The sequence below is a fragment of the Stenotrophomonas sp. YIM B06876 genome, from assembly GCF_030711595.1.
Lineage (GTDB): Bacteria > Pseudomonadota > Gammaproteobacteria > Xanthomonadales > Xanthomonadaceae > Stenotrophomonas.
On the sequence record NZ_JAUJUJ010000005.1, the window covers coordinates 112,745 to 125,958 of the forward strand.

11 protein-coding genes are annotated in these 13,214 nt (G+C 65.8%); 5 read left to right on the top strand and 6 right to left on the bottom strand.

Going from position 1 to position 13,214, the window contains the following annotated elements; all coding sequences use genetic code 11:
* Positions 1 to 15: 15 nt before the first annotated feature.
* A complete protein-coding gene (locus tag QZH66_RS04340) occupies positions 16 to 2,871 on the bottom strand; it encodes a TonB-dependent receptor (protein WP_305804725.1) in 2,856 nt (951 codons plus the stop codon).
* A 165-nt stretch (positions 2,872 to 3,036) separates the two neighbouring features.
* Here QZH66_RS04340 and apbC point away from each other — a divergent pair, with 165 nt between their 5' ends.
* A complete protein-coding gene (gene apbC / locus QZH66_RS04345; RefSeq protein ID WP_305804726.1) occupies positions 3,037 to 3,891 on the top strand; it encodes an iron-sulfur cluster carrier protein ApbC in 855 nt (284 codons plus the stop codon).
* A 162-nt stretch (positions 3,892 to 4,053) separates the two neighbouring features.
* Complete coding sequence (dcd, locus tag QZH66_RS04350; protein WP_305804727.1) at positions 4,054 to 4,629, top strand: dCTP deaminase; 576 nt, start codon at positions 4,054 to 4,056, stop codon at positions 4,627 to 4,629.
* A 178-nt stretch (positions 4,630 to 4,807) separates the two neighbouring features.
* Here the strand turns inward: dcd and QZH66_RS04355 are convergent, their stop codons facing one another.
* Genes QZH66_RS04355 through QZH66_RS04365 form a run of 3 tightly spaced genes read right to left on the bottom strand, consistent with a single transcriptional unit; the run spans position 4,808 to position 6,084 of the window.
* A complete protein-coding gene (locus tag QZH66_RS04355) occupies positions 4,808 to 4,975 on the bottom strand; it encodes a DUF5668 domain-containing protein (RefSeq protein WP_305804728.1) in 168 nt (55 codons plus the stop codon).
* Between the two features lie 30 nt (positions 4,976 to 5,005).
* On the bottom strand, positions 5,006 to 5,428 hold the full coding sequence (locus QZH66_RS04360; protein WP_305804729.1) for an HIT family protein: 423 nt from the start codon (positions 5,426 to 5,428) through the stop codon (positions 5,006 to 5,008).
* Complete coding sequence (locus QZH66_RS04365) at positions 5,425 to 6,084, bottom strand: dienelactone hydrolase family protein (protein ID WP_305804730.1); 660 nt, start codon at positions 6,082 to 6,084, stop codon at positions 5,425 to 5,427. Before QZH66_RS04365 ends, QZH66_RS04360 begins: the two co-directional genes overlap by 4 nt.
* A 147-nt stretch (positions 6,085 to 6,231) precedes the next feature.
* On the opposite strand from QZH66_RS04365, the gene rimO reads away from it, so the two are divergent.
* Positions 6,232 to 7,605, top strand: coding sequence for a 30S ribosomal protein S12 methylthiotransferase RimO (gene rimO / locus QZH66_RS04370; RefSeq protein WP_305804731.1), 1,374 nt, complete (start codon positions 6,232 to 6,234; stop codon positions 7,603 to 7,605).
* 73 nt (positions 7,606 to 7,678) lie between these two features.
* Positions 7,679 to 8,521, top strand: a complete 843-nt coding sequence (locus QZH66_RS04375; RefSeq protein WP_305804732.1) for a DUF3025 domain-containing protein — start codon at positions 7,679 to 7,681, stop codon at positions 8,519 to 8,521.
* A 327-nt stretch (positions 8,522 to 8,848) separates the two neighbouring features.
* Here the strand turns inward: QZH66_RS04375 and greB are convergent, their stop codons facing one another.
* A complete protein-coding gene (greB, locus tag QZH66_RS04380; RefSeq protein ID WP_305804733.1) occupies positions 8,849 to 9,352 on the bottom strand; it encodes a transcription elongation factor GreB in 504 nt (167 codons plus the stop codon).
* A 263-nt stretch (positions 9,353 to 9,615) separates the two neighbouring features.
* Positions 9,616 to 11,121: a helicase HerA-like domain-containing protein gene (locus QZH66_RS04385; protein ID WP_305804734.1), complete on the bottom strand. Its 1,506-nt coding sequence runs from the start codon at positions 11,119 to 11,121 to the stop codon at positions 9,616 to 9,618.
* A gap of 120 nt (positions 11,122 to 11,241) precedes the next feature.
* On the opposite strand from QZH66_RS04385, the gene QZH66_RS04390 reads away from it, so the two are divergent.
* The gene (locus QZH66_RS04390) at positions 11,242 to 12,834 is read left to right on the top strand and encodes a transglycosylase SLT domain-containing protein (protein WP_305804735.1); all 1,593 of its coding nucleotides are present in this window, start codon (positions 11,242 to 11,244) and stop codon (positions 12,832 to 12,834) included.
* Positions 12,835 to 13,214: the final 380 nt, after the last annotated feature.

Here is a 13,214-nt window from a genome sequence, read left to right on the forward strand (position 1 = left end):
GCAGCTGACGGGGACTTAGAACTGGTGGGTCACCGAGATGAAGTAGCGCCGGCCCATGGGGTCTGCGCCGATGTAGCTGTAGAAGTACGGGTAGGACGTATAGGTATCGTCCCAGCGGTACTGGTTGTTGGTCAGGTTGACCACGGTGAAGTCGATCTTGGTGTTCGCTCCCATCTTCTTGCCCACCTGCAGGTTGTAGGTGATGTAAGGCTTCAGACGGTGGGTCTCGGCCCAGTTGAGGTTCTCGCCAAGACGGCTGCCGAACAGGGTGGCCGACCAGTCCTCACGCGACCAGCCGAGTGAGCCACGCACGCGCGAACGGGGATCGTAGTCCCACTCGTCGCGGTAGTCGTGCAGATCGTCTTCCATGAACTGCTTGTACTTGTCGGTAAGCCGCAAGGTCCAGCCCAGATCCAGTGCGAAGCGGCCAAGGCGATCGGTATCCATGCTGTACTTGAAGCTGGCGTCGATGCCGCTGACATCCTGCAGTGCCGAGTTGATGTACGCGGTGTTCATACGGTCCACGCGGCCGTCCAGGGCGGTGCCCGGGGCGGAGTTGCGGTTCAGCAGGCCGTACAGGTTCTGGCAGAACGCCGAGTCGGATGAATGCTCATAGGCCGAGCCGTCGCGCTTCACGCCCAGGCGGCAGTTGGCTTCGTTCTGCAGCAGGTAACTGGCGGTCAGCTGGCGGGCCTGATCCTGCAGCTTGATGCGGTAGTAGTCGACCGACAGGGACATGTTGTCGACGATGTCCCAGACGAATCCGGCGCCCCACGACTTGCCTTCCTCTTCCTTCAGCATCGGATTGCCGGCGATCAGGGACTGCGTGCTGTAAAGGGTGACGTCGCCGGACTTGTTGCACTGCGCGATGGTGCGCGGACCGGTGGTCTGGCCCAGGAAGTTGCCGGAGCGACAGGCATATTCGTCCAGCACGGTGGAATAGGACGCGGCGCCTTCGGCATAGACCATCTGCATGTCAGGTGCGCGGAAACTGGTGGCGTAGGAGCCGCGCAGCAACAGGTTGCTGAACGGACGCCATTCCAGGCCCAGGTTCACCGTCTTGGCATCATCCACGGCGGTGATGTCGTCGTACTTGTCCCAGCGGCCGGCCACGTTCATCGACAGGTTGCTGAAGATCGGCACGCGGAATTCGGCGCCCACCGCGTAGCGGTCGCGGGAGCCGTGGGTTTCGCCCGAGCTGGTCAGGTTGTAGATGGTGTTCTGATCCAGCGGCCGGGTCTGGCTGGTGCGGTAGTCGCTGACCAGGTCCGTGGTCTGGCGGGTGCCTTCGATCACGGCGGCGAAGCCCAGGGGGCCGGCCGGCAGTTCGAACAGGTCGCCGCTGACGTTGAAGTTGACCGTGCTGGACGTGGTCTCGGCCTGGTTCTTCACGCGGGTCGCGAAGGAACGGTAGATATCCGGGGTGATCGGGGTGTTCCAGCGATCCTGGTTCAGCGTGTAGACCTGATAGGAGCCGTTGTAACCCTGCAGCGGACCCAGGAAGTAATCATGCACGGCCTTGGCGAGCAGGCGCGGACGGTCGGCTTCGTATTTGTACTTGCCGTAGTTGGCGCTGGCTTCCCAGTCGAAACGATCGGCCAGGGTGCCAGTGGCGCCGAAGGTCAATTCGTAAGTGGTTTCGTCGTAAACCGTCGAGGCCGCTTCGTTGCCGCCGAGCTCGAACGGATTGAACACGCGCTGCAGCTGGATGATGTCTTTCAGTGCGGCATCGTAGTACACGCCGTTTGCGGTGCCGGCGCTGTTGGTGGTGAAGCGGTCACCAGAGGTTCCCCAGAATTCGGTACCCCCCGACGACTTGGCATCGGTGGTGTAGGCGCTGGCCGAACCAAACAGCTGGATGCTGTCGGTCGCATCGAATGTGCCGGAGACATACCCCGCCCAGGCCGAGTTCTTGTTGAACAGCGAGCGCGAGGCAGCCTGCTTGTAGGAGCCGCAATAGGTGCCACGCGCCGGTGTGGTCACGGTGGTGTAACCAAAGGCGTCACAGGCGTTGGCGTTGTACAACGCGTTTTGGTTTTTGACATGGCCGTTCAGGCCGCCGGCGCTGATGGCGATCAGGGACAACGCGGGGTTGATGGTCAGGCCGTACGGGTTGTTGCGCAGGTCGGCGAAGGTATGGCGCTGGTCCGCAAAAACCGGTTCGTTGGCCGTGTACTGCAGGGAGTACATGGCGCTCCAGCGATCGCCGGTGGTGCCGCCGGTGTATTCGAAGTTCACACTGTCGCCGCCACCTTCTTCGGTGGTGCCGGCGGTCATGCGAAGCTGGTTGCCATCGTAATTTTTGCGGGTCACGATGTTGACCACGCCGGCCACTGCGTCCGAGCCGTAGATGGCCGACGCGCCGCCGGAGAGGACTTCGATGCGCTCGACGATCGCGGTCGGGATGGCCTTGATGTTGACCACGTTGTTGTCGCGGTTGTAAGGCTGCGGGTACTGCGCCGGACGACGGCCGTTGATCAGGGTCAGGGTGTAACCAGGACCCAGGCCACGCAGATTGACCACCTGGGCGTTCGGAGTGAAGCCGGTCACGGCCAGGTCGCCGGTGAAGTTCGCGGTGGACTGCTGGGTCAGCGATTGCAGCATGTCGCCCACGGTCTGGAAGCCCTCGCGATCGATATCGGCGCGGGTGATCACGGTAACCGGGGCCGGCCCTTCAACGTCCACGCGCTTGATGCGCGAGCCGACCACGGAGACGCGGTCGAGGTTGGTGGCGTTGTCCGACTTCGTCTTGGCGGCTTGTTCCGGGTTCTGCTGTCCCTGCGCGAATGCTGCGCCGGGAACCAGGATCGCGGTCAGCAGCGCGGTGGTCAGCGCGCTACGCTTGAAGGATGTGGATTGCTTTACGTGCACGTGTAATCCCCTAAATGACTAATAATGACGACCCGTTCAGCCCCTCCCGCGTGATCGCGGTGCGTACCATCGAGCTGACCGTGGTTTTATGAACCTAACATGACTTTAACGAAAAATGCACACCGTTTCGCCAATTGGTGAAAAGTTTTTCATGAGGATTTGAAGATGAATGCAGGGGCATTGCGGGTTTCCGCGCACCAGGTCCAAAAGGGGCTTTCCCCCCATCCGCGCATCCGCAACGTGATCGCGGTCGGTTCCGGCAAGGGCGGGGTTGGCAAGTCCACCACCTCGGTGAACCTGGCGCTGGCCCTGCACAAGCTGGGCGCGCGGGTCGGGGTGCTGGATGCCGACATCTACGGGCCGAGCGTGCCGGCGATGCTGGGGCTCAGCGGCCGGCCGGAGAGTCCGGACAACAAGTCGATCGAGCCGATGCGGGCGTTCGGGGTGGAGGCGATGTCGATTGGATTTCTGATCGACCCGGACACGCCGATGATCTGGCGTGGGCCGATGGCGACCTCGGCGCTGACCCAGCTGTTCAACGACACGCTGTGGGGCGACCTGGACTACCTGCTGATCGATCTGCCACCGGGAACCGGTGACATCCAGCTGACCCTTTCGCAGAAGATCCCGGTGGCCGGAGCGGTGATCGTGACCACCCCCCAGGAGATCGCCACCTTGGATGCGAAGAAAGCGCTGAAGATGTTCGAGAAGGTCGAGGTGCCGGTGCTGGGCATCGTCGAGAACATGGCCATGCATACCTGTTCCAGCTGCGGCCACGTCGAGCATCTGTTCGGCGAGGGCGGTGGCCAGCGCATGGCACGGGAATACGGGGTGCCGCTGCTGGGCTCGCTGCCGCTGGACATCGCCATCCGCGAACAGGCCGATGCCGGTACGCCGATCGTGGTGGCCGAGCCGGAGTCGACGGCAGCGCTGGCCTATCTGGCGGCAGCGCGGCAACTGGTGGACGAGCTGGCCAAGCGGCCGCGGGCCAGCATTCCCATTTCCGCTTCCCTGATCTGAGTGCGCTTCGACAAGGGTTACGGCGAAGGGCGCCGCTTGCGGTCCCTTTCGCCGGTGCTGGCAGGGTGCGCAGCCGGGGTACGGCTCCGCCGCGGCTCTGGGCTAGAATCGGGCACCCGCGCGCCGCAGAAATGCGACGGCCCACGCAATCAGGATCATTGAATGAGCATCAAGAGCGACCGCTGGATCCGCCGCATGTCCGAGCAGGCCGGCGGCATGATCGAGCCGTACGAGGCCGGGCAGATCAAGCAGGCCAACGGCCAGCGCATCGTCAGTTACGGCACCTCCAGCTATGGCTACGACGTGCGCTGCTCGCGCGAGTTCAAGGTGTTCACCAACATCAACTCGACCATCGTAGATCCCAAGCACTTCGATCCGAAGAGCTTTGTCGATATCGAGGCCGATGAATGCATCATTCCGCCGAACTCGTTCGCGCTGGCACGCACGGTGGAGTATTTCCGCATCCCGCGTGACACGCTGGTGGTGTGCCTGGGCAAGAGCACCTATGCACGCTGCGGCATCATCGTCAACGTGACCCCGCTGGAGCCGGAGTGGGAGGGCCACGTGACGCTGGAGTTTTCCAATACCACGCCGCTGCCGGCGCGCATCTATGCCAACGAAGGCGTGGCGCAGATGCTGTTCTTCCAGGCCGACCGCGACGATGTCTGCGAGACCTCCTACAAGGATCGCGGCGGCAAGTACCAGGGCCAGACCGGCGTGACCCTGCCGCGGACCTGAGTGCCCGCGGCAGCGCTTTACGCAGCCGCATAGCGGCTGGTGGGAGCCACGCACGATGTTGCGACAAGCACCGTTGGATGCGCGGATGGCAGCTCGCCGGCCCGCATGGGCGGCAGTGACGGATACGCAAAAGGGCACGGAGTTCCGTGCCCTTTTGCGTTGACTCATTGCTGGACGCCTACTTGCCGCGGCTGAACAACATGCCGATGCCGACGGCCACCAGGATGGCGGGCCACCAGGTGGCCAGCAAAGTACCGATATTGCCGCTGACCCAGCCGAGGTTTTTGGCCAGGAAAAACAGGCCGACGATGATCAGGATCAGGGCGGCGATCAAATTGGAGCGCATCGGCGTGCGAGGTCCGTTCGGGATGGGGGCTTATCGTAGCCGCTGGCGCCAGATTTCGACACGCTCGGCCAGCACGTCGGCATCGAAACGCTGGGCCGCGCCGCTGCCCCACACCGGGCCCGGCCACGCGGCGTCTTCCGGGTGACGCCCGACCACATGCACATGCAGCTGCGGCACGATATTGCCCAGTGCGCCGATATTGAGCTTGGTCACGCCGGGCTTCTGCTTCAGGTGCTGCGACACCTGGTTGATCTCGGCCAGCAACAGGCGCTGCTGGGCGCCGTCCAGGTCGATCCATTCGCTGGCACCATTGGCCCGCGGGACCAGTACGATCCACGGAAAGCGGGCATCGTTCATCAGGCGGATCTGGGAAAGCGGCCCGTCAGCGATAAACACGCTGTCGGCTGCCAGGCGGGAATCCACTTCGAAATCAATCGTCGCAACTTCGGTCATCGCAGGTTCTCGCTGAAGAAGGCCAAGGTACGTTCGCGTGCCAGGTCGGCACTGTCGGCATGGTACTGGGGACCGCCCTTGCGGTTGAAGGCGTGTCCGGCAGGATAGACGAAGGTCTGCATGCTTGGCAGCCGTTGGCGATGCAGCTGGATCGCTTCGGGCGGAATGCTGGTATCCAGGCTGCCAAAGTGGAACATCACCGGCGCCCACGGCTTTTCGTCCAGATAGCGGGTGTTGCGCGCGCCGTAATAGCTCACCGAGGGCAGGCCCAGCCGCAGCGCCGACAGCAGCGCGATCGAGCCGCCCCAGCAATAGCCCACGGTTCCGACCTTGCCGGCGCCGGCCAGCGCCTTGGCCGCGGCATCGACCACCGCCAGGGCGGCATCCACGCCCAGCGCCTCCACCAGCGCCAGGCCCTTGTCGCGTCCGGCGGCGTCGTAGTCCAGTTCCACGTCCTTTTCGACCAGGTCGAAAAATGCCGGGGCCAGCACCTCGTAGCCGTCGGCGGCATAGCCGTCGGCCACCGCGCGGATATGGGCATTGGCGCCGAAGATCTCCTGGATGACCACCAGCCCGCCTCTGGGCGCGGCGGTGTGCGTGGTGTGCCAGGCGGCAACCGGGCCGCGGGCGGTGTCGAGGGTGATCCAGTTGCCCATGACGGTGATCCTTGTGGGTGGGACATCCCTATTAACGCATGTCCGGGTCAAGGCGGGTGCCCGGCGCTGCGCCGGGCGACCGGTATAATCGGCGGGCTTCCGGCCCCTGGTCATTCCGATCCCCGGCCCCCAGAACCTGCAGACCCCATGTCCCAGCTGAACCCCAAAGTCGGCTTCGTCAGCCTTGGCTGCCCGAAGGCCCTTGTCGATTCCGAACGCATCCTCACCCAGTTGCGGGTAGAGGGCTACGACATCGTTCCTTCCTATGACGCGGCCGACGTGGTGGTGGTCAATACCTGTGGCTTCATCGATTCGGCGGTGGCCGAGTCGCTGGATGCGATCGGCGAGGCGATGAACGAGAACGGCAAGGTCATCGTCACCGGCTGCCTGGGCAAGAAGGGCGACATGATCCGTGAGCATTACCCGGACGTGCTGTCGGTCTCCGGCCCGCAGGACTACACCACGGTGATGGAGGCGGTGCATGCCGCGCTGCCGCCCAGGCACAACCCGTTCGTGGACCTGGTGCCGGACTACGGCATCAAGCTGACCCCGCGCCACTACGCCTATCTGAAGATTTCCGAAGGCTGCAACCACCGCTGCAGCTTCTGCATCATTCCCTCGATGCGCGGCGATCTGGTCTCGCGCCCGGTGGATGAAGTGCTGCGCGAGGCCGAGCAGCTGGTCAAGGGCGGCGTGCGCGAACTGCTGGTGGTGTCGCAGGACACCTCGGCCTACGGCGTGGACCGCAAATACGCGCCGGGCACTTGGCGTGGCAAGGAATACGCCACGCGGATGAAGGCGCTGTGCGAAGGCCTGAGCGAGCTCGATGCGTGGACCCGTCTGCACTACGTCTACCCGTACCCGCACGTGGACGACGTGGTGCCGCTGATGGCAGAAGGCAAGATCCTGCCGTACCTGGATATTCCGTTCCAGCACGCCAGCCCGCGCATCCTCAAGCTGATGAAGCGGCCCGGCGCGGTCGACAAGACCCTGGAGCGGGTGCTGCGCTGGCGCGAGATCGCGCCGGATATCACCGTGCGCTCGACCTTCATCGTCGGCTTCCCGGGCGAGACCGAGGCCGAGTTCGAGCAGCTGCTCGACTTCCTCGATACCGCCCAGCTCGACCGCGTCGGTGCGTTCGCCTATTCGCCGGTGGACGGCGCAACGGCCAACGATCTGCCGGACCCGGTGCCGGAAGAAGTGAAGCAGGAGCGGCTGGCCCGCTTCATGGAAAAGCAGGCGGCTATTTCCGCAGCCAAGCTCGAAGCCAAGATCGGCAGCGTGCAGCAGTGCCTGATCGACGGTATCGAAGATGGCATCGCGGTGGCCCGTTCCAAGGCCGATGCGCCGGAGATCGACGGTCTGGTGCATATCCAGAACGCCGGGGAAGCCGGGCTGCGCGTAGGCCAGTTCGTGGAGGTGGAAATCACCGAGAGCGACGATCACGACCTGTTCGGTGATGCCATTGTCGAGGCCGTTGGCAATCCGCTTGGCAGGCCGCTCGACATCACCATGCTGTGACCCGGTACCGGTCGGCGGTGACGGGCCGGTTGCCGCGGCGGGCGTCGGCCGGCCGGCGGCTGGGGAGGGGTGCATGAGCCGGCGCCGGTTTGTCGCGCCGTTGCGTGGGCAGGTGGATCCGGCGTGTTTCGCGCATCCGCTGTTCGAGGGCTGTGCCGGGTTCGAGGACTGGCTGCGGGCCGCGAACTGGCCTGATATCGACGCGCTCAACGCGCGCCTGCCGCTGCCGGGTCGGCGTTTCGTCGCCCAGGACCAGGCGCTGCTGGACGACGGGCTGCACTATGAAACCCGCATCGCCGAACGCGGGCAGATCGCCACCCGCGCGGAAAACTGGCATGACCTGTTCAATGCCATCGTCTGGGGGCGCTATCCGGCGATCAAGACCGCATTGAACGCGCGCCAGTGCCGGCATATCGCCCGGATGGGGCCGGGCCAGCGCAATCGCGCGCAGTCGGCATTGACCCAGTTCGACGAAACCGGGGTGATCGTACGCGTGCGCGATCCGGCGCTGCTCGCGCTTTGGGACCGTCACGCATGGGCCGGGCTGTTCCAGACCCATGCCCGGTCCTGGCACCAGGGTGATATCGCCATCGTCGCGGTCATCGGTCATGCCTTGCTGGAACAGGGGCTGCTCGCCGGCCGGCGGATGGTCGGCAAGTGTGTGGTGATGCCGGGCGAGGACGACGCGGCCGGCGTGGCCGGCCTTGCCGCCGCGATCACGCAGGGCAGGCTGCTCAACGATCCGCTGGAACTGCGGCCGTTGCCGCTGGCAGGTGTGCCGGGCTGGCACCGGCAGCAGGACGCGGCCTTCTACGCGCAGAGCGACTATTTCCGGCCGCTGCGCGACGGCCGGGTCTATCCGGCGCCGTTGCGGCAATCCGCTGCGCCGCTGGATCCGTTGCAGGGCCGTCTGTAGCGCTGCACAACACCCGGCGGCTTGGCGATGGTCTTTGCCATGCGATAACAGACATGGCATTGCCGGGCGTTGCCCGGCACTACGGGCATACGGCGAATTTGGAGGGCCGGGGCATTGCCGGGCGTTGCCCGGCACCACGGGCATACGGCGAATTTGCAGGGCCGGGGCGCTGTGCCGGGGGCATTGCCGGGCGTTGCCCGGCACCACGGGCATACGCCGAATTTGCAGGGCCGGGGCGCTGTGCGGGGGCATAGCCGGGCGTTGCCCGGCACTACGGGTATACGGCGAATTTGGCGTTGCCCGGCACCACAGGTGGGGAGTGGCGGCTCAACCCTGGTAGTCGACGGCGATGATCGTGAAGCTGTGGCGGCCCGCAGGCAACTCGACCTCGAATTCGTCATCGACGCGCTTTTTCAGCAGTGCCCGCGCCAGTGGCGAGTCGATGCTGATCCAGCCGCTGCCGGCATCGGTTTCATCCGGGCCGACGATGCGATATCGGCGGCTCTCGCCGCTGTCGATATTTTCCAGCTCCACCCAGGCGCCGAAGAACACCGCCTGCGGATCGCCGGGCACGGTATCCACCACCCGCAATGCTTCCAGCCGCTTGCTCAGGTAGCGCACACGGCGGTCGATCTCGCCCAGCTGTTTCTTGCGGTAGGTGTACTCGGCATTCTCCGACCGGTCGCCTTCGGCCGCGGCCGCCGCCAGTGCCTTGACCACGTCCGGGCGCTTGTGTCGCCACAGCTCGTCCAGTTCCGCCTTCAATCTGGCGTGGCCGCCGGCGGTGATCAGCGCGGTGCTCTTTTCTGCGGGGGGACGCCAACGGCTCATTGCCGCCGCTCCCTGTTGACCTTGCCGCGGCGTCCGTCGGGATTGAACCGGACCGGCCCAAATGGGTTGCCATCCCCGCCGGAACGCTCGCCGGGCTGTTCCCGGAGGGGCATCGCCGCGGCCGCTGACGGCACTGCGGCGGGGGGCCGGGCAACCGTCCGCGTGGCAAGGGCGATGTTCCGCTGGCATGCCGCCAGTGCCCGGCCAGGCGGCACGTGGGCCGGCGACAGGAATGTGCGGTTCGTTTCCACTGCCGCCATGCCTCAGCGCTTGCCGCCGAAAATACCGCCCAGCAGGCCACGCACGATCTGGTTGCCCAGCTGGGTGCCCACAGTACGGGTGGTCTGCTTGGCCATGGTTTCAATCATGCCCTGGCGGCGCTTGGTGCCGAAGATCGCGTCCTTGATCGCCTGGCTGAAACCGCCTTCCTGGTTGTCGTCCTGTTCGCGGGTGCGGGCCTTGGGCGCGTCGGCCTGCTCCACCACTTTCTGCGCGCGCTGGGCCAGCCGTTCGGCGGCCGACTCGCGGTTGATGGCGGTGTCATAGCGACCGCCGACCGGGCTGCCGGCGCGCACCTGGGCGCGCTCGGCCTCGGTGATCGCGCCCATCCGGCAGCGCGGTGGCGCGATCAGGGTCTTCTGCACCGGGGCGGGGATGCCCTTGTCCTGCAATGTAGAGACCAGCGCCTCACCGGTGCCCAGCTGCGACAGGGTGGCGGTCACGTCCAGCTTCGGGTTGGGCACGAACGTTTCGGCGGCGGTGCGGACTGCTTTCTGGTCGCGCGGGGTGAAGGCGCGCAACGCATGCTGCACCCGGTTGCCGAGCTGGCCGAGGATGTTGGACGGCACGTCATCGGGGAACTGCGAGCAGAAATACACGCCCACACCCTTGGAGCGGATCAGTCGCACCACCTGTTCGATGCGTTGCACCAGCGCGGCCGGGGCGTCGTCGAACAGCAGGTGCGCCTCGTCGAAGATGAAGACCAGTTTGGGCTTTTCCAGATCTCCGACCTCGGGCAGCGTTTCAAACAGCTCCGACAGCAGCCACAGCAGGAACGTGGAATACAGGCGCGGCTTGAGGATCAGTTTGTCGGCGGCGAGGATACCGATCACACCGCGGCCGTCCTGGTTGACGCGCATCAGGTCGGCCAGTTCCAGCGCCGGCTCGCCGAAGAAGGCTTCGCCGCCGTCCTGCGACAGCCGCAGCAACGAGCGCTGGATCGCCGCCACCGATTGCGCGCTGACCAGCCCGTAGCCGGTGGAGATGTCCTTGCGCTCCTCGGCCACCAGGTTGAGCAGCGCACGCAGGTCGTCCAGATCCAGCAGCAGCAGGCCGCGGTCGTCGGCCAGCTTGAACACGATGTCGAGTACGCCGGACTGGGTGTCGTTGAGTTCCAGGATGCGCGCCAGCAGGGTCGGCCCCATTTCGCTGACGGTGGTGCGCACCGGGTGGCCGAGTTTGCCGTACAGGTCCCAGAATACGGTGGGACTGGTGCCGGGGGCGTAGTCGGCCACGCCGATCGCGGCGGCGCGCTGCAGCAGCTTGTCGCCGCCGTCGCCCGCGACCGCCAGGCCGGCCACGTCGCCCTTCACGTCGGCCAGGAACACCGGCACACCGATATGCGAGAAACCTTCGGCCAGGGTCATCAGGGTCACCGTCTTGCCGGTGCCGGTTGCGCCGGCCACCAGGCCGTGGCGGTTGCCGAAGCGGGGAAGCAGGGTGACCGCGATGTCGTCGGTGACGCCTTTGCCGAGCAGGATGGGGTCCATGGAGGAACTCAGGTTGGGGTGTATGGATTCTAACGAGCGACTGTAGCGCGGCCACCGCCTCCTTGCCGCGGAGCAAGCGCGGCGGCTAACCTGCCTGACCTTTCGCGTGCAGTGCTGCTGATGTCCGTCCCTGTCCTGATTGCCCGCCGCTGGCCGCTGTTGGTGGCGGTTTCCTTGTTGTCCGCGGTGCCCACCGCCCATGCGCAGCGGGTATCGGTGCGGGACAAGGAGAAGATCGAAGTGATCCAGCAGCGCATGGGCGCGGCTGAGAAGCGCTACAACGATGCGCTGGTGCTGGTGAACAACGCCGACCCCAAGGGCGCGACCGAAGGCGATGCCGCGCTGGAGGACATGGAGGATGTGATCACCGCCTGCGTCGCCCAGAAGGGTTGCCAGGTCAGTGGCCTGCTGACCGCCTATAAGCGCCTGCTCAAGCAGCAGGCCGACGGCGCCGGTGATCCGGGCAGCGAGGCCGGCGAGTCGCTGGAGGCCGATCCGGACCATGTCAGCCCGCTGGTGGCCGATGTGCCGGAAGCCGCGCGCGCCGCGGCCCTGCTCAATGACCACCGCCATGCGTTCGACGAGATGGTCGAGTACAACCCGGCGATCCAGGCCGGTATCCGCCGCTGGCTCACGGATATGCGCCCGCAACTGCTGACCAGCTACGAGAACTACCAGAACCTGCGTGCGGTGATGTGGCCCGAATGGGAGAAGCGCGGCCTGCCCGAGGCGCTGCTGTTCGGGATCATGGCCAAGGAATCCAACGGTCGCGTGCACGCCAGCTCGCGCGCCGGTGCGGCCGGGCTGATGCAGTTCATGCCGGCTACCGGTCGCCGCTTCGGTCTGGGCCCGGATGGCACCGGGTTTGATACCCGCTTCGACGCGCGCAGTGCCGCCGAGGCCAGTGCCTCGTACATGAACGAGCGCATGCGCGGATTGAACCGCAATATCGAGCTGGCGCTGGCCGCCTACAACGGCGGCGAAGGCCGCGCGGCGCGGGTGTTCAACCAGGCCGGCGGCCAGGGATTCTGGGTGGATTCGGTCTACAACCAGTTTCCCGGCGAGACCAAGGACTACGTGCCGATGGTGATTGCCGCGGCGTGGATCTTCCTGCACCCGCAGCAGTACGGGGTCGAATTCCCGAAGATCAACGCCCAGCCGGCGACGATCAAGCTGGCCAAGTCCACCACCATCTATGAGCTGACCATCTGCCTGGGCAGCAGTGGCACCCGCGACGGCCACATGCGCGCGCTGCGCAATCTCAACCCGCGCTACGAGGCCGATGGCTGGATTCCCGCCGGAACCACGATCAACGCCACCACCCGCATCGCCGCGCTGTACAACCGCTATTGCGTCAGCGGTCCGCGCGCGGACCTGGCCCGTACCCTGATCACCGCCGATCTCAATGCCGCGATCCTGCGCCCGCAGGCCAACCAGTACACCGGCAGCGTGGCGGTAGGCGATGCGATGCCGATGACCGCGCTGCCAATGCCCGGTGCGGTGACCGCGGCGGCAAAGCCGGCAGCTGCGGCGGTGGTGGCCAAGCCGCGTGCGGCCAAGACCTACAGGGTGGCTAAAGGCGACACCCTGGGCCGCATCGCGCAGCGTTTCGAGTGCGACCTGCCGCGCCTGGCCCGCGCCAACGGCCTGCGTGCGCCCGGGTATGCGCTCAAGCCCGGGCAGAGCCTGAAGCTGGAGGGCTGCGACAAATAGGTGTTGCATACGGGCTTGCGCTGTTGGTGGAAAGCGGCCGCCCAGTCGCCGTTGCCACGCGCCTGTAGGGCCGGGCAACGTCCGGCAGCGGCCATGCCGGTAATGCCGCAGCGGAGCAGGGCGCCGCTCTACATGGCATACGGGCTTGCGCTGTTGGTGGAACGCGGCCGACCAGTCGCCGTTGCCCCGCGCCTGTAGGGCCGGGCAACGTCCGGCAGCGGCCATGCCGGTAATGCCGCAGCGGAGCAGGGCGCCGCTCTACATGGCATACGGGCTTGCGCTGTTGGTGGAACGCGGCCGACCAGTCGCCGTTGCCACGCGCCTGTAGGGCCGGGCAACGTCCGGCAGCGGCCTTGCCGGTAATGCCGCAGCGGAGCAGG

Bases quoted from the DNA above. Each gene is read 5' to 3' on its own strand.
- apbC (WP_305804726.1), top strand. From the start codon at position 3,037: ATGAATGCAGGGGCATTGCGGGTTTCCGCGCACCAGGTCCAAAAGGGG.
- dcd (WP_305804727.1), top strand. From the start codon at position 4,054: ATGAGCATCAAGAGCGACCGCTGGATCCGCCGCATGTCCGAGCAGGCC.
- QZH66_RS04355 (WP_305804728.1), bottom strand. From the start codon at position 4,975: ATGCGCTCCAATTTGATCGCCGCCCTGATCCTGATCATCGTCGGCCTG.
- QZH66_RS04360 (WP_305804729.1), bottom strand. From the start codon at position 5,428: ATGACCGAAGTTGCGACGATTGATTTCGAAGTGGATTCCCGCCTGGCA.
- QZH66_RS04365 (WP_305804730.1), bottom strand. From the start codon at position 6,084: ATGGGCAACTGGATCACCCTCGACACCGCCCGCGGCCCGGTTGCCGCC.
- rimO (WP_305804731.1), top strand. From the start codon at position 6,232: ATGTCCCAGCTGAACCCCAAAGTCGGCTTCGTCAGCCTTGGCTGCCCG.
- QZH66_RS04375 (WP_305804732.1), top strand. From the start codon at position 7,679: ATGAGCCGGCGCCGGTTTGTCGCGCCGTTGCGTGGGCAGGTGGATCCG.
- greB (WP_305804733.1), bottom strand. From the start codon at position 9,352: ATGAGCCGTTGGCGTCCCCCCGCAGAAAAGAGCACCGCGCTGATCACC.
- QZH66_RS04385 (WP_305804734.1), bottom strand. From the start codon at position 11,121: ATGGACCCCATCCTGCTCGGCAAAGGCGTCACCGACGACATCGCGGTC.
- QZH66_RS04390 (WP_305804735.1), top strand. From the start codon at position 11,242: ATGTCCGTCCCTGTCCTGATTGCCCGCCGCTGGCCGCTGTTGGTGGCG.